The following is a 19,803-nucleotide window of genomic DNA, read 5'->3' on the forward strand; positions in this document are numbered from 1 at the left end:
CTTATGTCTATTTAAATGATGTCTAAATAAATCGGTAAACTCATTTAATAATGACTTGTTATATTAACAATGGTGAAAAGTCTGACGGATTAATCTACCATATAGATTATAATAATTAAATATACCCGTTATCTTTCAAGTTACCTCTTTGTTGGCTGCACTCACTCACCCTGGTCACATAGTTATCTATGCTCCCGGGGATTCGCTCCCTTGCCGCCGCGATGCATCTTGAAATCCATAGGGTATAGGTATTTAAGTGTTAATAGAGTTGAAAATAGCTTGTAAAAATGACGATATGAATTGATTTTAGCGTTAAATAAAATTGGAGGTGTAAAAAATGGCATGATTTAAATAAAACCGTAGAAAAGCAATGTTATTGGACGGACTAAAATAGTGTAAAACAAGTTTAAATGGGCGTATTTAATGTGTTGCGATATTGTACTTATTATGTGAATCTGCCAAAACTATATAAGTCGTTTGTATTTTTTCATAAATACAAACGATTTATATGATAAATTGAAAGCTGTTATATACCATGCTAATCGAATTGTAAGTACGATCGATATAAAAAACCAATTAAACTCACTTTGCCGATTATTAAAAATATACAAGCAGCGACAAAAAAACAGCAACGCAAATAAAGACCTGTAAAATCTTCTTTCCAATTCAATTGATTCATTTAGTAATGTAGTGTTGTTTTTTTATTTATGGACTTTAATAACTTTATGTCTTTAAAAGTAAAGCCACTTTCTTTCATTAATTCTTCTATTTTTTCACTATTCATTCTTTTTACTCCCTATTTTCTTTGATTTTTCATAATCATTTGTAATTAAATTAAATTTATCTTCTAGTTTCTTAACTTTTTGATAAGTAGCAACAACAACAATATTATAATTATTATCAAGCGCAGAGCCAAAGAATAATTTTACACTCAATGCGATTACTACAAGTACAGCCACGATGTTTCCTGCAAAAATTACCCAAAAGTACTTTGTAAGCTTATAATATTTTTCCTCCAGATTATTTTTTGCAGCTTGAATATCATCTATAAAACCATTAGCTGTAGTAGATAAGATATCAACCTGTGTGACTATCGCCTCCACCTGGTCATCCGTTCTCTGCCGGACAGCGCCCGCAATATCCGTTTATTGGATAGTGACCAGAATATTCTGTTTAATTTCAGCCGGCACGGTTTTGGCCAATTCTCTGAATTGGGCGGCGCTCGCATCCATCGAATGGGTGGTTCGGTACTCAATCGCCTCAAGTTCTGACAGCACTTGGCTCATATGCATTTTTTGTTCCTCGATATGATCCAGTTCAGCCAGCTTCTGTTTTAATTCACCTATCGCCCGCCAGACTGATGGCGATTTCAAATCTCATGATGATATCAGCGACAGTGCCTTGATTCTCGCCTGCCGCAGTCAGCAAGCCAGTAGCAACCTCTTGCTATTCTTCCAGCACTGAGAGATAACCTGCAATTTTTTCAAATTCTGTGAGTTCTTTTTTCATGTTTGCCTCTGCTGTTACCGACTAAAACCCCGCCTAGGGGAGTGATGTTGGCGCTGCTGTGGTTTCTTTTCCTGCTCGGCACGTTGTTGCACTTGCCGCACGTGTTCTGGCTGATGTTCTAGTGAACGAGACACCTGAATGCGGTTGATTTGCCACTCCTGACCATGCAGGAGTTTTGCTTTCGGATCTCCCCAGCGGTCGCTGTTTGCAACAAAAATGTCGCGACGGCGCAAGCTATCTTGCAACTTATCCAAAAAACACAGTGTATAGCCGCGTTTTGTAATCCGTCCTTCTTTATCCAGAACAAGACGCTTCCAAGGATTGGAAAGACTATCAGGATCGCCGTCGCCGTCAGGCTGAGGGCATAAGGAAGGCAAATATCGTGGTCGACAATCTGACCTTGATCTTCATGAAAAGATCTACCAGTTACAAAAGTGATCAATAAGTTGAGTATCCGAGATACAGCTAAGTTAACAAACGTATCCACTCGAACGGTGATTCGAGTAGCAAAGGAAGTTGGAGGACGAGCGGCTGAAGGCTTCGCGTACGTTTTCGTTCCATTGGGCTGTGCGCTGTGAAAAGTCGCACTTATCTTGCAGGTGAAAGTCCTGCTCCGGAAGGCATAGCCAGCGCCACCGGATAGCGAGTCTTGCGCCTTCCTGGGTAACTTGGAGGGTGAAGCGTAGACAGCGAAGTATCCGAGCCGAAACCGAATGGTGAACGTGATACCCCCGAAATTGAACAGATTGTGGAAGCCGACAGGTTGCTCAACTGGCCAGCAACAGGTTTCCGGAAGAAAATATCAGATCGCCGTTTTCTCAGGCTGATTGAAGTGCTGATAACCGCACCCGTTCTGGAAGATGGTAAATCACACAGTAATGATATCGGCTGTCCTCAGGGTTCCATATTGTCTCCGGTACTTGCCAATATCTACCTTCACCATGTGATAGATGAATGGTTTGCTGAAATCAGCCGTTCGCATATTCGGGGGAAGGCAGACATGGTCAGATATGCAGACGATATGGTATTTACTTTCGAGTACCAGCATGAGGCTAAACGCTTTTACAGCGCGCTGTGGAAAAGACTGGGCCGGTTTGGCCTCGAACTTCACGAAGACAAATCGCAGCTTCTCGCTGCGGGTCACGTGGCGGCGATGAGGGCAAATCAGAGGAGAGAACGTCTTCCGACGTTCAACTTTCTGGGGTTTACCTGCTACTGGGGAAGAACACGCAAAGGGTACTGGCGGCTGAAATATACCAGTCGGAAGGACCGCTTCGCGGCCAAGCTGGAAGGCCTGAGAGACTTCCTGTGGAGGAACCTCAGCACCAACAGAAGGCAGATCCTGAACACAGTTATTCGGGTAGTGCGTGGGTGGATTAATTACCATGGTATCTCAGATAACAAAAGACGTGTGGGGCAGTTCATCTACCAGAGCAGGCGGATCATCTACAGGTGGTTCACCCGTAAAGGTGGCCGACACCCAATGACATGGGAAAAGCTGGATCTGATCCTGAAAATGCGGGGATATCCATCGCGATGGAGAACTCAGTCAATGTTCCAGACTTGCTGAATATGTGTGGGGGCACTGATCTGTCGGGGGCCGGATGCGGTAGTTCCGCAAGTCCGGTTCTGAGGAGGGGCCCGTCCGGGTAACCGGCGGGTCTACTCACCTCATACCCCTTAAAAAATGCTGTAGACCGTCAGGTTGAGGTCAGGCAAAAAGGTGGTCGTCAAGCCCGTATAGCATGTTGTGATGTCTGCTATGCCTAAGAGAGTCTGAAGATGCTGAAAGGAAAAAACGGTGAGGCAGTTCGCTTATTTTATGTCGGTTTCTATGAAAAAGTCTCGGAAGACGGTTTAAACTGGCATCTTCTCATCTCGGAACCTGTCAACACTCAGGTTTATGCACACCGAATTTTCAGTTATTACGAGCGTTGCTGGCCGATAGACGAGTTTCATAAAGCCTGGAAAACCGAAGGTACGTAGGTTGAAGAGCTGCTCAGTCCACTGGCTTGGAAGTTGTTGTGGTCAAAGCAGGAGAAACGTCGTTCACCGAAGAAAGTGCCGAGTCTGTATTGGGCGTACATCAATTTAGGTGAACTGGCAGGTTGGTATGATTCAAAACGCACCGGCTGAGTGGGTTGGGATGACTTAAATAGGATGATAAATTATGCGATTAAAAAAAATCATAAATCAAGCGAAAAAACAAATGAACATGACATATCATAAATTTTTAGTGGTGCCAGAGGAGTAACCTCTGATATGGTAACCTTTTTTGATGGGCGAGTATGATGAATAAAAAGACCACATCCACACCCCATGATGCGACTTTCAAAGGGTTCATGACTCAGATTGAAAACGCCAAAGATTTTTTTGACATTCATCTACCAGAAAAAATCAAGCAATTGTGTGACTTTAGCACATTGATGTTAACCAACTCTTCATTCATCGATCGACAGTTACGTTCGAGAATGTCAGATGTCCTCTATTCGGTAAAAACGCAACAGGGGGATGGCTATATCTATGTCCTTGTTGAACACCAGTCCACTCCAGATAAAATGATGGCGTGGCGAATGATGTATTATACGTTTATGGCGATGAATCAACATCTGCAACAGGGAAATAAGGAACTGCCTCTGGTTGTGCCCGTTTTGTTTTACCACGGTGATAACAGCCCTTATCCTTTTCAGCAGATTTGGACGCAGTGCTTTTCGTTGCCAAAATTAGCAGAAGAGATGTATTTTAACCCGTTTCCGTTAGTCGATGTGACCGTGATTGATGATAACGAACTGGTAAATCATCGCAAAATCGCCGTAATGGAACTGGCGATGAAGCATAAAAATTTGCGGGAGGGGTTTAAAATCGTGACCACGCTATTGGCACAGGCCCTTAAGTACAACTATAATAGTGACAACGATGTGGTTACTATCCTTAATTACCTGTTTAGCACAATGGATTCACCGCATTTTGAACAGGTGATCCAGCAACTGATTGAACAGGCAGATAGTCATCAGGAGGTGATTATGAGTATTGCTCAACGATTACAGGAAAAAGGCATTCAACAAGGCATTCAACAAGGTAGGGAAGAAGGTCAACGTGAGGCGCGGTTAGAAATGGCGCGTAGCCTGTTAAAAAACGGTGCCAGTATCGAACTGGTTATGAAAAGTATCGGCCTTAGTCGTGACGAACTGCTTTCCCTGCAATAACCCTCACCTTTATTCCCCTTTGTGTTCGCTTACCCGCATTTTTTGGGGCGGGTAAGCGCCCGATGATCGCTCTGCTATGCATAGCGCACAACCCTTGCTACACAAAGCGTTGTACGAAGTGGAGCACTATTTTGGAAAGTTATTTATTCAATAATTATTGAAGGTCCTATATGAGTCAAATTACCCCTCAGTTAACAAATATGTGGGACAGAAGTCACGAATCATGGTTTGTAAAAGATAAGAAACTTCGTTTTATATATGCAAATAATGTATTTATTAAACTAAATAAGTTACCTGAACACTTTAATGTCACGGGATATACGGCTAAAGAATTGCCGACACCGTTTAATCATCTTGTTCACCTCTTTGAAGAACATGATCGTAAGGTTTTACAGACTATGCAACGAATATCATCTATTGGGGCTTATCTTCAAAGCAATAGTCAACAACTTAAGCCCTATTTTTGTGAAAAATACCCGTTAATGAATGAAAATAATCAATGTATTGGCATAATTTGTCACATTAAAGAAATCAATTATTTTTCAGTACATCATTATATTAAAAATGATACAATTACGTCTGTTAAGCTAAGACCCCCAGGGCAAGATCGTGAATATTTTGTTAAAAAAATCAGATTTGACCGACAGTAATAGTTATGATCTCATACTCTCTTTTTGAGAGCAAAAACCCTGTGCTTTGATATTTTTACTGAACATTTCTCAGACATTCAAGATCCCCGTCAAAGCGCCAAAGTCGCCTACCCTTTATTCGATATTTTATTTGCCTCATTGTGCGCTGTTCTGGGCGGCGCAGATGGTTGGAGTGAGATCCAAGAGTATATTGAAGGCCACCATGAATGGTTTCTTGAACATAATATGTTCAAGGAGGGGATCCCTGTTGATGACACGATTGCCCGACTTCTCTCACGGATTAATCCGGAACAATTTATTCTTTGTTTTATCAACTGGATGCGTTCGGTTCATCAGGTCACTCAGGGGGAATTAGTGGCGATTGATGGTAAAGTCTTACGGGGTGCCTATGCCCCGGGAGAACGCAGTTCGGCGCTCCACCTTGTGAGTGCTTATGCGACAGCCAATAAAATGGTTATCGGCCAGGTTAAAACTCAGAAAAAATCCAATGAAATTACCGCAATCCCGGAACTCATTAAGTTGTTGGAACTGAAAGGCGCGCTGATTTCCCTTGATGCGATGGGATGCCAAACGCAGATTGCTCAGGAGATTATTGATGCCGGCGCGGATTATTTATTAAGTGTGAAAGACAACCAAAAACGTCTCCATCGGGCCATTCAAAAAGCCCTGGAAGCCCAGCGCGTTTTGCCCTTAACACCCGAAAAAACGCGGATAGAACGGGGTCATGGTCGTCTGGAAATCAGAGAAAGCCATGTGTTGAATGCCGAGACATTCAAAACCGATTTTCCGGAATGGGCGGGATTAAAAACACTGGGCGTCACAATCGGATACAGGCAAGAAAACGGCAAATTGCCCAGTCTGGAGTACCGTTACTACATCAGTTCAGCCAGACTGACGGAAGAACAATTTTCTCAGGCAGTACGCAGCCATTGGCAAATAGAGAATAACCTTCACTGGGTGCTTGATGTGACGTTTAAGGAAGATAATTGTCAAATTTACCGTGAAAATGCGGCGGAAAACATCGCGATATTACGACGTATTTCGTTAAACATGCTGAAAAAAGAAACGAGTCAATTAAGCATCAAAGCGAAACGTAGACGAATATGGATGAAAACCCAATTTTTGGAGCGAGTATTACAGGCGGGTTTTGCTAATGTGAGTGATATTTAATCATTCATGCGGTTGCCCTGTATTGGAGCCAAGATGAGTTTCTTTGCCAATAATATTTAAGTCTGTTCAAGATCTGGTTGTTTAATCCTGACAATGGGGAATTAAGTATAATTAAGTGCCCAAAAGTGGTGATAAGAATGGAGATGTTATCTCCTTACTCCAATCCCAGTTCTTTCAGTTTCCGCATAATGGTGTTACGCACCCAATCTAGCAGGCGTGCGGTATCCTGCTGATGTCCTTGGGTATGTTTAAGCGCTAAGTTATCAGTCAGAATTGCCGCCTAAGGTGCTGACGGCAATCTTTGAAGGACAATCAAGACATTTTTACCAAGTGACGGTAATTTCTCCCATTTGGCCTGCCACTGGTACTGTTCCGCCATTTGCAACTTTCAAAGTATAAAAGAATTGCTGTGCTGGGCTTCTTTTATTGAATGCGGTTGTAGACATTCTCCGAATGCGTGATATATCAATACAATTGTTGGTATCTCCCTGACAAAGATGAACCGACAGTCCTTGAGGCCACCCGACAACATTCCAAGTCCAGGAGACATTGCTAATACTGCCGGAGGCTGGTGGAGATCCGACGACAGGAAGATAAGCTGTTTCTGTGTAATTTCTGGAATACACGGTTGGCAGAACAACCGAAGATTGGTAGCTCGCCGATAATGCTGCTTGTGAAAACAGGGTTAACAATAATGCACCACCAATTCCCAAGATTTTTTTTAATTTCATCGCTATTACCCCAATACTTGATAATTTTCTATTGCGAGAGCTTAGATATACATTTTGATCTCGCGCCCTTTATCTCCTGAACGTTTATAAAAACCTGTACGAAATGCCAAAGCTGGCAGGATTAATTTGGGGGGATTAACCCCAAAACACAATGAGTAATTTGGATTTATGTTAAGTAAATCTAATCTATTTTCACTGTTCGATGTTTTTGTATCTCACTCAAGTTTCAGCCTTTTACAAGCGAATCTTCCCATGATATAAAACCGGGTAAACGATCAAATGGAGCCAGTTATACATTTAATGGATGTCAAAAGCGATGAATAAATCAGACATGACAATCTCCACTTTCCAGTGTGTAGAAGCTTTGATTTACATGAAAAATATTTGTCGAACCTATCGTCTGGGGGAAAAATATCATCCGGTGCTGGATAAAATATCGCTTACCATAATGCGTGGGCAAAGTTGTGCTATTGTCGGCGCTTCCGGTTCGGGTAAAAGTACTCTGCTTAATATTATTGGTTTATTGGATCAACCTACTTCTGGCTGTTTTCAGTTTAGTGGCGTTAATATAACAAATGTTACTCCTGATGAGCGGGCGAGAATAAGAAATCAGGAAATTGGTTTCGTATTTCAGAGTTTTAACTTACTTCCTAGAATGCAGGCATTGGATAATGTGGCACTGCCATTGCTATATCGTGGATATTCACGCTTGCTGGCCCGGCAGGAGGCGAAATACCAGCTTGAATTGGTTGGTCTGGCTGATCGCATTCACCATCGACCGGCAGATCTCTCCGGGGGACAACGCCAACGTGTTGCCATCGCCAGAGCCTTGGTCGGCAAGCCCTCTCTTATTCTGGCTGATGAGCCGACAGGTAATCTCGACAGTGCTACAGCACGCGATATCATGGCACTTCTTCTGTCACTGAACCGCGAGCAGGGCGTGACACTTGTCATGGTTACACACGATGAAACAATAGCCAGAAATATGCAGCGCTGTCTGTATGTCAATGATGGTCAGCTTTCTGAAACTGATCTATGGCCGGATATATCCGATGCTTAACGTAAATTCTGGTCGCTCCGGATTTTCCTTCTCGCAAGCTCTGTGTGAATCGCTGGATAGCCTGCGTTTACTGGGACGGCGTTCCCTGTTTGCGTTGCTTGGTATTGCCGTCGGATGTGCTTCGGTCATTGCACTTCTGAACATTGGCTACAACGCTGCCAATGAAGCTATCAGCACCTTCAAGAGCATGGGGAGCAATATGCTGGTCGCCCATTTTGATTTTATGCCGGGCACTGATGTCAAACCCGCTCCATCCACACTGGATACTCAGATGCTTACCCGAACGCTGCCCACGATCATGCATGCTGCCCCCGTCACATTATATTCAACCCGAGTACGTTTCTTGGGGCAAGGGATTGATACGAATATTACAGGTACATCCTCTGATCTGGCTGCGGTGCTTGATTTACAGATCGAACAGGGGCGTTTTCTATCGAATTATGATCGGCAGACGACTTATGCCGTGATCGGTGCAGATATTGCGAAACAATCAAAAGTACCAAACCAACCTATCCGGGTAGGTAGTCAACTGCAAATTGAGGGATATCTGTTTGAAGTGATAGGCATTCTCTCTGCTCAGGGAATAAATCCTTTACTCCCGGTTTCTGTTGATGGTTCCGTGATATTGCCCATTGAGGGAATGCGACGGCTGCGGCCAGCTCCAGAGATAGGCAGTGTCATTGCCAGAGCGCGAGACGTAACAACGTTAAGCAGTGATGCTGTATTATTACGTGATTATCTTGTCTCATTATCAAAAGGTCGCCATGTTGAAGTTCAAATTCCGCAGCAATTACTTGATGGATTGACACGACAAGCAAAGACATTCTCCTATTTGCTTGCTGGATTGGGGGGCATTTCATTGCTGGTGGGGGGGGTGGGTGTCATGAACGTCATGCTGATGAATGTTTCGGAGCGCAGGCGTGAAATTGGTGTTCGTATGGCTCTGGGAGCCCGGCCTATTGATATCGGTGTACTTTTTATGCTGGAAGCTGCCACTCTGTCAATTGCTGGCGCAGTAGCTGGATCGTTGTTGGGGGTGACCGCTGGGTACCTGTTTGTAAAATTTTCTGGCTGGGTATTCACGTTATCTCCATTCTCTTTGCCACTGGGGATTGCCAGTTCGTTAGTGATCGGTTTATTTTTCGGCATCAACCCGGCATTAGCTGCTGCTAGGTTACAACCTGTAGAGGCACTTCGTGATGACTAGTCAAATTTTTCAGCGTGTTATTGGCATCATCATTGTGCTGATGATAGCTGTATCCGTCAAACAAGCTTTAGCGGAGCCGCTGACTCCGTCACAGGCAACCATGCCCACAACGAGCACAATTTCTCTTAATCAGCAGACTATCGATCTGACACTCAGTGATGCGATTTATTTGGGATTACGAAACAATCGCTCGATTCGCAGTGCTTATCTGGATCGTATTGCCCAGAAATTCGATTTGCGGGTTGCGGAAGATCGTTTTACGCCGAAGTTGCTGATCAATAGTCGTTATATTGCTGCCCGTAATCAAGATGATCGTTACCGTCAGAGCGAGATTACGCCTACGTCTACAATGCTTGGGGAATATGGTACCCGGTTCAGCTTGTCGTGGACGAGCCGGGCGACATGGGCGGAAAATGCTGGGCGTAGCCGTAATGATGGCGCTTCATTCTCCGTGATCCAGCCGCTGCTGCGTGGTGCCGGCAAAGATGTGGCAACGGCACCTGTACGTCTTGCTCAACTGATGGAGCAAATAAATCGCTTGAATCTGAAAGTAACGGTATCTCAGACTATCACGCAGGTTATTATGGCTTACCGTGAATTGCTGCGTGCTCAAGAACAATTACAAATTGCGCGTGATGCCCTTGAACGTTCGCGTCAACTGCTGGAGGTTAATAAAGTCATGATTTCCGCAGGCAGAATGGCAGCTTTCGAGATTGTTCAGACTGAGGCCGATGTTGCTATGCAGGAACTGGCTAATGAGGAAGCCGCTAATCAACTGGATATCAGTCGCTTAGAGTTGTTGCGTTTGCTCGCCTTAGACTTGCAAACTCAGGTAAAAGCGACTGACAAATTGGATGCTAAACGCATAGATATTAATCTGTTCCAGGCGCAACATTTGGCACAAGAGCAGCAACCATCCTATCTCACCCAATTGATTACCGCAGAGCAGGCTGGCATTAACCTGACAGTCGCCCGTAATGACCGTTTATGGGATGTCTCTTTGGTCGGTGGGGCTAGCCAGGTACGCGATCGAGCAGGTCCAAACAGTTCGCGAAATTGGGAAAATTACGCAGGTGTCCAGGTGGAGATACCTATTGGCGATTTGAGTCAGCGCCAGGCGGAAGTGCGGGCGCGGGTCGATGTTCAGAATCAGGATATCCGTCTTACTGAGGCAAAACAGTTACTGGAACGTGATGTCGGTAATGCAGTGCGTGATATTAGTACACGTTGGCGTCAATATGAGATCGCACAACGTGCCAGGGATCTATCCCGACGCAAGCTGGAGATTGAACGCGAAAAACTGACAGTTGGCCGTTCCAGCAACTTTCAGGTATTGAGCTTTGAAACTGATCTGCGTAATGCCGAGAATGTTCGTCTCAATGCGTTAATCGCCTACCTGAATGCACAAGCGGAGCTGGATGAAACATTGGGCACTACTCTGGGGAGCTGGGATATTGCACTTAATGACTAAGATCAGGGCGCTTGCCTGTTTCAGGCGTCAGACTCGTTGGCGGGTGGCGCTTGTTGTTGCGCTAGTCGCCGGGGCCGCCATTGTCTATGCCTATCTGCCGTCTTCAACTGATACATCGTCACAGAAACGGTGGGTGCGTGTTGAACCTCAATTGCTGGAAAACCGTCTTGGGTTAGTTGGTCGCATTCAGGCTGCCATCAGTTTGACAATTGCGGCACCATTCGATGGTGTTATCGCTGAAGTTGTGGTGACTGAAGGCCAGCGTGTTAAACGAGGGCAGCCCCTGTTGAGCCTTGATACTGCACAATTGGATATCCAGTTGCGTCAGGCGCTCACCGAACTATTGAAAGCCCAGCGAACCGTACAAGATTTGGTGGAATGGGAGAACAGTCAGGGGGTTGCCAGGGTTCGCAGGACCTTGACCAATACTCAGTTAAGCCTGAGTGATACCGAACGTAAGCTGATTGATACTCGAACCTTGTTCGAACGTGGCATTGTTCCTCGTATGGACGTTGACACTCTGGAGCAGCAGGCCAGAGTCCAACGGCTCGATCTTGCCGCAGCGAAGGAGGAATTGCGTATTACACTCGACAAAGGCACGGGTGAAAATCGCCAGATTGCAGATATGGAATTGGTCAATGCTCAATCGCGTTATCAGGCGTTTCAGGCCCAGCAAGCTCAACGTGAGCTGATTTCTCCCTTTGACGGTATTGTTGTTCGTCCTCAGGTACCGGGATCGGACAAAGCGTTGTCTATCCAAAAGGGGACACGAGTTACCCAAGGAACTCCTCTCTTCGGGATAATCAATTTGGAGCAAATCCAGGCGGTAGCACGCATTGAAGAGGCGGATCTCCACCAATTGTATGAAGGAATGCCGGTTGAGATTACAGGCGATGGTTTTGCTGGGTTATCCTTACAGGGGCAGGTTAAGACAATTGGTGTACAGGGACGTTCAACAGAAATGCAGGGAGCGGGTGTAACTTATGACGTGTTAGTGGAGATTGATCCTCTCACACCTGAGCAGCGGCAGCGTGTCCGCCTGAGTATGAGCGCAAAACTGGCGATCGTCACATATCGCAATCAACGCGGATTGGCAGTGCCAGCAGAGGCGTTACGTACTGGCCCTGATGGACGAACTTTCGTCACTTATCGCCGTGAATTACACGATCCGGAACAACCGATTATGGTGACGCCGGGGTACGCTGTTCCTCAGGGCGTAGAAGTGAGTGGGTTAGTAGCCGGTTATGTTGAAATTCCTGCGCAGCAATGACCGATTTTTGAAACCTCACATAATTATTGAACCATAATCCTGAAACGAGGCCATGACGACAGAGGCCATTAAGCGAATAATCACGTTTTGTTTTTTTAATAGCGCAGTAAAACGTTTCTTCATATTACTGAACTGGTGTTTCAACATGGCTCTGAATATAAAGACAGTTCCAAACTGTTCCGTAGTAAAAATGAAAGCGGAAAGCCAAGTCACTTAATACGTGACATTTGAGAGAATAATAAACAGCGTCCAGCACAAGCGCTATCAAAATCTATTAATAAAGGTGTATTGAATGGACAAGATTATCAATATTTGTCTTCTGGTTGTTTTTTGCACAAAGTGGAATTCTGTGCCTTGGAGTCAGAGTATTTAGGTTTTATGGTGAAGAATCTTTTACTCTTTTGACTAAATTCTGGTGAAAGTGGTCTATATTGTAGGAACATAAAGCAGAAATTTACTTTATGAGATTGAGTATATATTGTACGAAAAATAACGTTATAGAAAAGAAAGTTGTATTGAAACGCAGTAAGCCATTCTAAACAACATAAGGAGTATCTAACATGTTAGTACGCAAGTCGTTGTTGGCCCTGTTTGCAACTGCTTCCCTCACTGCCGCAGGTGTCGTTTATGCAGGTCCACCCGTAACAGTTACATTTAAACATCTTGGTGCATCGGGAAGTGCTGATGCTATTTATACCATCATAACTAATAATGAAGTCAGTACAAACGTAAATGCAACACCTAAGCCCAGAGTTAGAGTCAGGCAAGGAGAATCCGATAGCTATCAGGTTCAAAGTCCGATTACACCTGATGGAAACTATGCAATAGTGCGATATGAAATCGGGAATAAGACTTGTCTGTTTTCAACTACTTTTATAAACACATACGTTAATGGCGTTAAAATTCCGAAGTGGAATAAGGGAGCAACGCCGAGTGGGGGGGCTGTTTGTAATGCAACTATCACCTCTACTAATCTTTTTACCTACGCATGGTCAGTTGAGTTTACTATGAAGTAGTGGGAAGTGAGCCAGATTACGCTATTAGAGATATCTGGTTCATTACCTTGCTTGAAAGTGAACTCTTGATTTTCTCAATCCTTTTTAATCAGTCGCCACTGACAGGATAGAATGTTTATCATGTTGAGTTGGTAAATATTTTGCGTGATTGCAGTCGCTTTAGTTAATTGAAAAATATTTGGTGTAAGTGACATAATATGTGAGATATTTTATTACCGAGTTAAAAATAAAAAAATATATGGTAATTTTCACTTCGCTATTATCAATTAATGTGTTGAGTATTTATTTTTTAGTTAGGCTTTTTTTGATTTTTTATTGACAGACTATTCGTTCTACACTATTTTTAAAATTGTAAAGTGTTCTTATATCTTAAATTTATGGATTATAATGATTGAATATGGATGTTGATAAATTAGTTGAGTTTTTGGTGTAATATGAATTTCTATATTTATAACTTGATGCTAAATTTAATATTATAAGGAGTAATATATTATGACTGATCAAAAAAATTCTGCTGAAATAGTTTCTTCTAATGTATTGATTTCTGATGTAACTGTATCTTCCATTGAAATTGCTCCAGAAATAGCGAAAGACAATGCTCATGTACAAATTCTTGATGGAGAAGGCAAGACCAAGGATTTTCTTCTGGATAGGAGTGATGGTGGTTATCAAGGGTATGGTAGTCTAATAAGTTTGGTTCTTGCATACCTTAATTCGAAAAAGGTCGATATTAGAACTACCGGATATATATACAAAGATTATGGATATATCAACGGCGTATCATTTAAGGCTGACAAGCCAAAAACAGATCCAAAGACTTAATAGAATGATAAGTAAGACTGTGATGTAATGAGAATTCCTATGGGAAATATTATTCGTTATTATTTGCATTAAAATACTCAGAGCACATCCCATTAGGTTATTTTATTTGCCATTTTAAGTCATGGCCGTATTAAAATTATTTGCAAGAATAAGGCCTATTTGGGTAAGCAGTAAGTTGAAATTAATTTTAAATAAAACCCTGATGTTCAATCTTCAGGGTTTATATTTGTTAGTAACTACGTATACATTGAATTTTAGGAGAAAAATATCTATAGATAATTTTTTATTGTTAGATTAACGATGTTGTACTTATTATATTAACTTGTTTATTCACATGAGATAATAAAATAGAGCGGGTTTTGTTGTCATTTCATGAAGTTGCTATCTGAAATTACGTATGCTGATATATGTGGTAACGGCTAAGGAAAGCTAGAAGATTTATGGAAATTTGTTCTCCGTTTCGAAGAAATAAACTGGGATTAGCTAAAGTGAAATGATATTAGGTGCTCTTATTTAGGCAAGGAAAATAAATGTTAAATTAATCAGTTAGCTATCCGGGAAATTCTTATCTGGTTTTTGTTCCATTGGGAGCGTTAGTGAACCTAAATAGCATATGAAGAGAGATGGCCAATAAAATTATTGACCATTAAGGGAGATACTACCAATAAGGCAATTAGTAAGTTGGCTATTACTCACAACTTAAGAAATACTTTAATTCAGGCAGATTACCGTTCTCCCTGAATCTGGCAGGTGTGGTGTTAAAGTGTTTTTTAAAGATCCGGGTAAATGTTGCTTGAGAGCTGAAACCGTACTGTAAAGCAATGTCAAGAATCGGCAGATTTTCTTCACGCAGAGATTTTGCTGCTTCATGCAAACGCCGTTTGCGAACATATTCACCCAGAGTACAGCCTTTCACCTCTTTAAATATCCTTTGCAGATGCCACTTCGAGTAACCGCTCCTATTAGCAATGGTATCTATTTTTATACCTTCGTTACGTTGAAGCTGGGTTTCAAGCCATCGGACAATATCATTTACTACAGTTTCGGACATTTTCACCTCCCACTAATGGTGGGCCAGTTGCTAAAATATTAGAATTAGGTAGCTATTCCCACAATGATAATAACGTTAGTTATTATATTGGGTATTTTAAGATAAATTGGAGATATCTATAGGCAAAAAGTGCTATTCGCGATTGATAATTACCCTTATTTATGTACATTTCCTTTGCCTTAACAACACGTAGCATCAAATGTTCTGCACTAATTTATTTAAAGCAGTATTATTGGTCGTCATTTAATTTAATGGAGGTTGTAATGCAATCGGACGTGGCTTTTTTAACTAAGAAACTGACATTCTTTGTTCTTTATGCTTTGATTTTGTCCATAGTTATCGGTTTACTTTTTATCGATGTTGTCTATTTGCAGAATGCAGTGAAGGAGAGCTCATTAACTGAAATTGCTCAGGAAAGTATACTGTTTATTATTTCTGCTGTACTTCTTCTGGAGGCTAGGAAGAATAGTCAATTACGTCCCGCATTAGTCTTGATATCAGGTTTTTTTGCTTGTTTATTGATAAGAGAGTTGGATTCCATCTTTGATGAAATATTTCACGGTGCCTGGGTGTGGGTTGCTATTCCGTTGGCGTTAATTTGTATTTTTTACGCTATTTACCGAGGTCGGGTTACATTGGTTGGGCTTACTCATTTTGCCCGTCATCAAAGTTACGGCATGATGGTTTCAGGTATCTTGTGTGTGTTGGTTTTTTCCCGTCTGTTTGGTATGGGTGTGTTATGGCAAGGTTTAATGCTAGAAAATTTTGATCGAATTGTAAAAAATATGGCTGAAGAAGGGTGCGAAGTTCTGGGTTATTGTTTGTGCTTGATTGCAACTTTCTGGTATCTGCCTGATGCAATAAAATTTCGTAAGTAAAAAGTAAGGCAGGCAAATAGCTAAAATAATTTGCCTGTCAGCTTTTGTCATTATTGCCTCAAATAAATCTGAGGCTGTTGAGTCTCAGGATGGCGGGTAATACCAAGATCTGCTTGATACCATTTTTTTAGAATTTGATCACTCAGTACCTCTTCTGGCGTACCTGCTGCGACCAGCTTCCCTTTATGTAACAGAAAGATTTTATCTGCGTAGAGAGCGGCAAGATTGAGATCGTGCAGAACACAGCACATTGCCATCGGTTGTTCCCGCGTCAGCCGGTAAAGCAGGCGCAGCGTATGTTGTTGATGATAAAGATCTAAGGCTGATGTCGGTTCATCAAGAAACAAACAACATTCTGTTGGTGCCGGAGACCAGAGCTGGGCAAGGACACGGGCTAATTGTACTCTTTGTTGTTCACCACCGGATAATTGCCGGTAGTCGCGGTGGCGTAACTCCTGGCAATCCGTTTGTTCAATGACGGTATCAATTGCTGTTTGTTGATGGTAAATACCATGAGGAGAGCGCCCCATAGCAATGACCTCTTCCACACTAAAAGAGAAAGAGAGTGAACTGTACTGACGCATGACGGCCCGGGTTCGGGCCAGCTGTTTAGCCGGCCATTGCTCAATGGGTGTTCCCTGTAAATAACATTGCCCCTGTTCAGGTTTCATATATCCCGTCAGCAGTCGCAGTAATGTGGATTTTCCTGCGCCGTTGGGTCCGATAATGGCGACAACTTCACCTTTATTTACCGAGAGCGAAACATTATCAATAATTTTCCGGTTGCCAATTGAATAACTCAGATTTTGAGCTTGCAGAAAAATATTATTTTTTATGGCTTCCATTATATCTGGTTCCCTGGTTGTTTGAGTATCAGCCATAAAAAGTATGGTCCACCGATCAAACCCGTAATTAAACCTACGGGCATTTCTGCCGGGGAGACCAATGTTCTTGCCAGTGTATCTGCGGTAAGCAGAAGAGAGGCACCCCCCAATGCGGCACCGGGAAGCAGCCAGCTATGATCACCACCAAACCGCATCCTGATCAGGTGGGGGACAACTAACCCGATAAATCCAATAACACCACTTAATGCAACGGCGCTACCAATGAGTAGGGCGCTGAGGAGTAATAACTGGAATTTGGTGCGCTGGACATTAATGCCGAGATAGTGGGCTTCTTCATCTCCCAATTGCAACAGATTTAGTTTACGGGCCTGACTGAACGTCAGGATGGAAGCCGGAATAATTAAGGAAGCGGCAATTGCCAGTGTCGGCCACTCTATTTGGCTGAGTGAACCCATCATCCATAAAGAGAATTGGCGTAGTTGCTGGTCATCACTGATATAACTCAGGACTCCAATCGCGGATGCGCAGAGCGCATTGATGGCGATCCCGGCCAGCAATAAACGAGCTAAATTTCCTTGGCCATATTTATTCAGTGAAAAAATCAGTAATGAAATTAATAGGCTGCCAATAAATGCAGCAATAATATGTCCATATACGGCAATGGAAGATGGCAGGCTGACGGGCAAAATAATCGCCATTGCAACCATCAGTGCAGCTCCACTGCTCATACCCAGTAAGCCAGGATCTGCCAGTGGGTTACGAAACAGTCCTTGCATCACTGCACCAGAAGCGGCTAAAGCGCAGCCAACCAGTATCGCCAATAATACTCTTGGTAATCTGATGTTCAGCCAGATTTGCCACTGGGGATCACTGATCGAGGATTCCCACAATGTCTTAAAAGATAATGTTAATGCGCCCAGATTGGCGGAACCAATAGCCAACCCAGACAGTAGCAGACAAAGAAATGCTAAACCCAATCCCGGAGACTTCATACGGCTCATTGGGCCTTCTCCGCCGCCTGTCGTAGTTGTTTCATCACTGTAGGGGTTTCGAGGCCAAAACCAAGCAGGCCCATATCATCGGCAATTAAAATCTGTTGTTTCTGACCTGCCGGGGTATGTTTCAAGCCCGGTAATTGCCAGATTTTATCCAGGCCGCCCATTGATTTAATGCCATCCTCAGTCACTAGTAATAAATCTGGTGCACTGGCAATAACGCCCTCCTGAGAAAGAGGACGATAATTGTTAAAACCTTGCATTGCATTAGTCGCACCAATAGCACTAATCATTTTGTCGGCTGCGGTTTTTTGCCCGGCAGCCATTGGCATGATACCCCCGTGGCTCATCACAAACAGAATACGGGTTGGTAATTGGGTTGTTGGAATGTCTATCAGTTTTTTCTGATATTGCTTAATCAGTTGTTCGCCACGTTCAGCTTGATTGACCGCCTTGGCGACGGTCTTGATTTTCTCAGGAACAGCTTCTAACGATGCTTTTCCGGTTATCTGAATAACGTCTACACCAGAATCTTGGAGTTGCTTAAGTGCCAGTGAAGGTTTTGCCAGCTCACTTGTCAGAACCAGTGTCGGATGCATAGAAAGAATGCCTTCAGGATTGAGCAATCTCATATAGCCGACGTCGGGTAAGGCAAGCAATTCTGCTGGTTTCTGACTGGTGCTATCTCTGGCGACAACTTTGTTACCTTCACCAAGTGCAAAAACGATTTCAGATACATCGCCACCAATGGTGACGATCCGTTCAGAGGAAAAAGCACTGAACGATACCGCAAGGGCAAATGTCAGAAGCCATTTTTTCATGCTATACGCTCTTCCTGTGCTAGTTGCAGTTTTGGCAGAGCAGCCACTTGCTCACGCCACTGAGTTTGTTCAGGAGTACCTTCTGTGCGCTGACCAAACAGTTGAGCAATCTGATTGCCGTTAGCGTCAAATAACTCAAGGCTGGTGACGAAACCATCAGAAGTTGGTTTACGGGTTACCCAGCTTTCAGCGATAGCACTCTCTATTAAATGTAGTGTGAAATTACGATTAAAGATATTAATCCATTTCTGATCTGAATCTTCCTCCTGATATGGCATCAGGCGTTCCAGCTTGCCGGTGAAAATTTGTACGCAACCACGGTTGCTGACAAAAATCATGATTTCATTCTGATCGCTATAAGCGGCATTAATGAGCTCATTCAGTGCAGAATTTTCCACTCTGTAAGCCAGATCATCCGGTACCGCGTCGAAAATTTGCGGGCGGCTCAGGTTATGACATTTGAGCATAATAAAGAATTGATGAACGTCAGTCATTGCCCGCCATTCTTTATCAAGCTGCGCTTTCAGTTCATTGGTTATGGTTGAATAGCTGGCTTCTTCGATAGGTTTGATAACCAGTGCCGGGTTTTCTTCTGTCTGATATTTTTCGATCAGTGTTTCCCAAGCTGCCATATCGGTATTATTCGTTGCGTAAATTTTATGCAGTGCATCACCCTGATGATCAAAAAACTGAATACTGTGGCGCATACCCTTTTTTGCTGGCTCGACCAGATAAAACACACTGTTCCAGTGATTAAAGAATATCCGTAAATCGAGTTCACGAGGATTCAGGATCAACCCTGCATGGTTGCTGAAACGTGTGTTTTCATACCGGCCAACTTGTTCATGGACTGCAAAATCATTGCGGGTAATCGCTTTAGTTTCACCAACAACGGCCAGTGCTTCCAGTAAAGTCGGTGCGTCAATGTCAAGGCGTTTGGCATCTATCCCAACGCGGCTGTGCAGTAACTCACCTTCACTGACATTCAGATAAGCAGCCAGATCGCGAGCATATTTGGCTTTATTATCAGCTTTGGCTTGCAGGTAACGTTCATAAAGTGATGAATTCACAACTTAACTCCTTGGAAATACATTATATTTA

Annotated in this window: 19 protein-coding genes and 3 pseudogenes; 12 read left to right on the plus strand and 10 right to left on the minus strand. The window is 43.2% G+C overall.

The features are described from left to right. Positions 1-776: 776 nt before the first annotated feature. From ACUN2T_RS11830 to ACUN2T_RS11840, 3 genes are all read right to left on the minus strand, one after another. Positions 777-1,103 (minus strand): hypothetical protein, encoded by a 327-nt coding sequence (locus ACUN2T_RS11830; RefSeq protein WP_445497626.1) that lies wholly within the window; start codon positions 1,101-1,103, stop codon positions 777-779. Between the two features lie 42 nt (positions 1,104-1,145). Next, a complete protein-coding gene (locus ACUN2T_RS11835) occupies positions 1,146-1,373 on the minus strand; it encodes a hypothetical protein (RefSeq protein WP_445497627.1) in 228 nt (75 codons plus the stop codon). 150 nt (positions 1,374-1,523) lie between these two features. After that, positions 1,524-1,886: a hypothetical protein gene (locus tag ACUN2T_RS11840; protein WP_445497628.1), complete on the minus strand. Its 363-nt coding sequence runs from the start codon at positions 1,884-1,886 to the stop codon at positions 1,524-1,526. Positions 1,887-2,299: 413 nt separating this feature from the next. Here ACUN2T_RS11840 and ACUN2T_RS11845 point away from each other — a divergent pair. The 5 genes and pseudogenes from ACUN2T_RS11845 to ACUN2T_RS11865 form a co-directional block, all read left to right on the plus strand. Further along, positions 2,300-3,079: pseudogene (locus tag ACUN2T_RS11845) on the plus strand (reverse transcriptase domain-containing protein); the annotation flags it as partial. A gap of 110 nt (positions 3,080-3,189) precedes the next feature. Further along, positions 3,190-3,642, plus strand: a pseudogene (locus ACUN2T_RS11850) (IS4 family transposase); the annotation flags it as partial. 158 nt (positions 3,643-3,800) lie between these two features. Next, entirely contained in the window at positions 3,801-4,715 is a 915-nt protein-coding gene (locus ACUN2T_RS11855) for an Rpn family recombination-promoting nuclease/putative transposase (protein WP_445497864.1), read from the plus strand. A 170-nt stretch (positions 4,716-4,885) separates the two neighbouring features. Beyond that, positions 4,886-5,365, plus strand: coding sequence for a PAS domain-containing protein (locus ACUN2T_RS11860; protein WP_445497629.1), 480 nt, complete (start codon positions 4,886-4,888; stop codon positions 5,363-5,365). A 39-nt stretch (positions 5,366-5,404) separates the two neighbouring features. Beyond that, a complete protein-coding gene (locus tag ACUN2T_RS11865) occupies positions 5,405-6,535 on the plus strand; it encodes an ISAs1-like element ISPlu17 family transposase (protein ID WP_445497865.1) in 1,131 nt (376 codons plus the stop codon). Between the two features lie 154 nt (positions 6,536-6,689). Here ACUN2T_RS11865 and ACUN2T_RS11870 read toward each other — a convergent pair. Then, positions 6,690-6,791: pseudogene (locus ACUN2T_RS11870) on the minus strand (helix-turn-helix domain-containing protein); the annotation flags it as partial. A 67-nt stretch (positions 6,792-6,858) separates the two neighbouring features. Then, positions 6,859-7,266: a flagellar protein FlhE gene (locus ACUN2T_RS11875; RefSeq protein ID WP_445497630.1), complete on the minus strand. Its 408-nt coding sequence runs from the start codon at positions 7,264-7,266 to the stop codon at positions 6,859-6,861. Between the two features lie 316 nt (positions 7,267-7,582). Here ACUN2T_RS11875 and ACUN2T_RS11880 point away from each other — a divergent pair, with 316 nt between their 5' ends. From ACUN2T_RS11880 to ACUN2T_RS11905, 6 genes are all read left to right on the plus strand, one after another. Continuing rightward, positions 7,583-8,326 (plus strand): ABC transporter ATP-binding protein, encoded by a 744-nt coding sequence (locus ACUN2T_RS11880; RefSeq protein WP_445497631.1) that lies wholly within the window; start codon positions 7,583-7,585, stop codon positions 8,324-8,326. After that, the gene (locus tag ACUN2T_RS11885) at positions 8,319-9,533 is read left to right on the plus strand and encodes an ABC transporter permease (protein WP_445497632.1); all 1,215 of its coding nucleotides are present in this window, start codon (positions 8,319-8,321) and stop codon (positions 9,531-9,533) included. The genes ACUN2T_RS11880 and ACUN2T_RS11885 overlap by 8 nt, the downstream gene beginning before the upstream one ends. Next, positions 9,526-11,004 (plus strand): TolC family protein, encoded by a 1,479-nt coding sequence (locus ACUN2T_RS11890; protein WP_445497633.1) that lies wholly within the window; start codon positions 9,526-9,528, stop codon positions 11,002-11,004. The genes ACUN2T_RS11885 and ACUN2T_RS11890 overlap by 8 nt, the downstream gene beginning before the upstream one ends. Further along, on the plus strand, positions 10,997-12,274 hold the full coding sequence (locus tag ACUN2T_RS11895; RefSeq protein ID WP_445497634.1) for an HlyD family secretion protein: 1,278 nt from the start codon (positions 10,997-10,999) through the stop codon (positions 12,272-12,274). The genes ACUN2T_RS11890 and ACUN2T_RS11895 overlap by 8 nt, the downstream gene beginning before the upstream one ends. Before the next feature lie 560 nt (positions 12,275-12,834). Continuing rightward, complete coding sequence (locus ACUN2T_RS11900) at positions 12,835-13,290, plus strand: hypothetical protein (RefSeq protein ID WP_445497635.1); 456 nt, start codon at positions 12,835-12,837, stop codon at positions 13,288-13,290. Between the two features lie 492 nt (positions 13,291-13,782). Continuing rightward, on the plus strand, positions 13,783-14,112 hold the full coding sequence (locus ACUN2T_RS11905) for a hypothetical protein (RefSeq protein WP_445497636.1): 330 nt from the start codon (positions 13,783-13,785) through the stop codon (positions 14,110-14,112). 688 nt (positions 14,113-14,800) lie between these two features. Here ACUN2T_RS11905 and ACUN2T_RS11910 read toward each other — a convergent pair. Then, positions 14,801-15,163: a helix-turn-helix domain-containing protein gene (locus ACUN2T_RS11910; protein ID WP_445497637.1), complete on the minus strand. Its 363-nt coding sequence runs from the start codon at positions 15,161-15,163 to the stop codon at positions 14,801-14,803. Positions 15,164-15,426: 263 nt separating this feature from the next. Here ACUN2T_RS11910 and ACUN2T_RS11915 point away from each other — a divergent pair, with 263 nt between their 5' ends. After that, positions 15,427-16,041 (plus strand): hypothetical protein, encoded by a 615-nt coding sequence (locus ACUN2T_RS11915; protein ID WP_445497638.1) that lies wholly within the window; start codon positions 15,427-15,429, stop codon positions 16,039-16,041. A gap of 50 nt (positions 16,042-16,091) precedes the next feature. On the opposite strand, the gene ACUN2T_RS11920 is transcribed toward ACUN2T_RS11915, so the two are convergent. From ACUN2T_RS11920 to ACUN2T_RS11935, 4 genes are read right to left on the minus strand one after another with little or no spacing between them, the layout of a single operon-like run. Then, positions 16,092-16,886 (minus strand): heme ABC transporter ATP-binding protein, encoded by a 795-nt coding sequence (locus tag ACUN2T_RS11920; RefSeq protein ID WP_445497639.1) that lies wholly within the window; start codon positions 16,884-16,886, stop codon positions 16,092-16,094. Then, a complete protein-coding gene (locus tag ACUN2T_RS11925; protein ID WP_445497640.1) occupies positions 16,886-17,887 on the minus strand; it encodes a FecCD family ABC transporter permease in 1,002 nt (333 codons plus the stop codon). The genes ACUN2T_RS11920 and ACUN2T_RS11925 overlap by 1 nt, the downstream gene beginning before the upstream one ends. Beyond that, the gene (locus ACUN2T_RS11930; protein WP_445497641.1) at positions 17,884-18,702 is read right to left on the minus strand and encodes a heme/hemin ABC transporter substrate-binding protein; all 819 of its coding nucleotides are present in this window, start codon (positions 18,700-18,702) and stop codon (positions 17,884-17,886) included. The genes ACUN2T_RS11925 and ACUN2T_RS11930 overlap by 4 nt, the downstream gene beginning before the upstream one ends. Further along, the gene (locus ACUN2T_RS11935; protein ID WP_445497642.1) at positions 18,699-19,772 is read right to left on the minus strand and encodes a hemin-degrading factor; all 1,074 of its coding nucleotides are present in this window, start codon (positions 19,770-19,772) and stop codon (positions 18,699-18,701) included. The genes ACUN2T_RS11930 and ACUN2T_RS11935 overlap by 4 nt, the downstream gene beginning before the upstream one ends. Positions 19,773-19,803 lie beyond the last annotated feature (31 nt).

It is taken from the genome of Photorhabdus machadonis, from assembly GCF_052657765.1.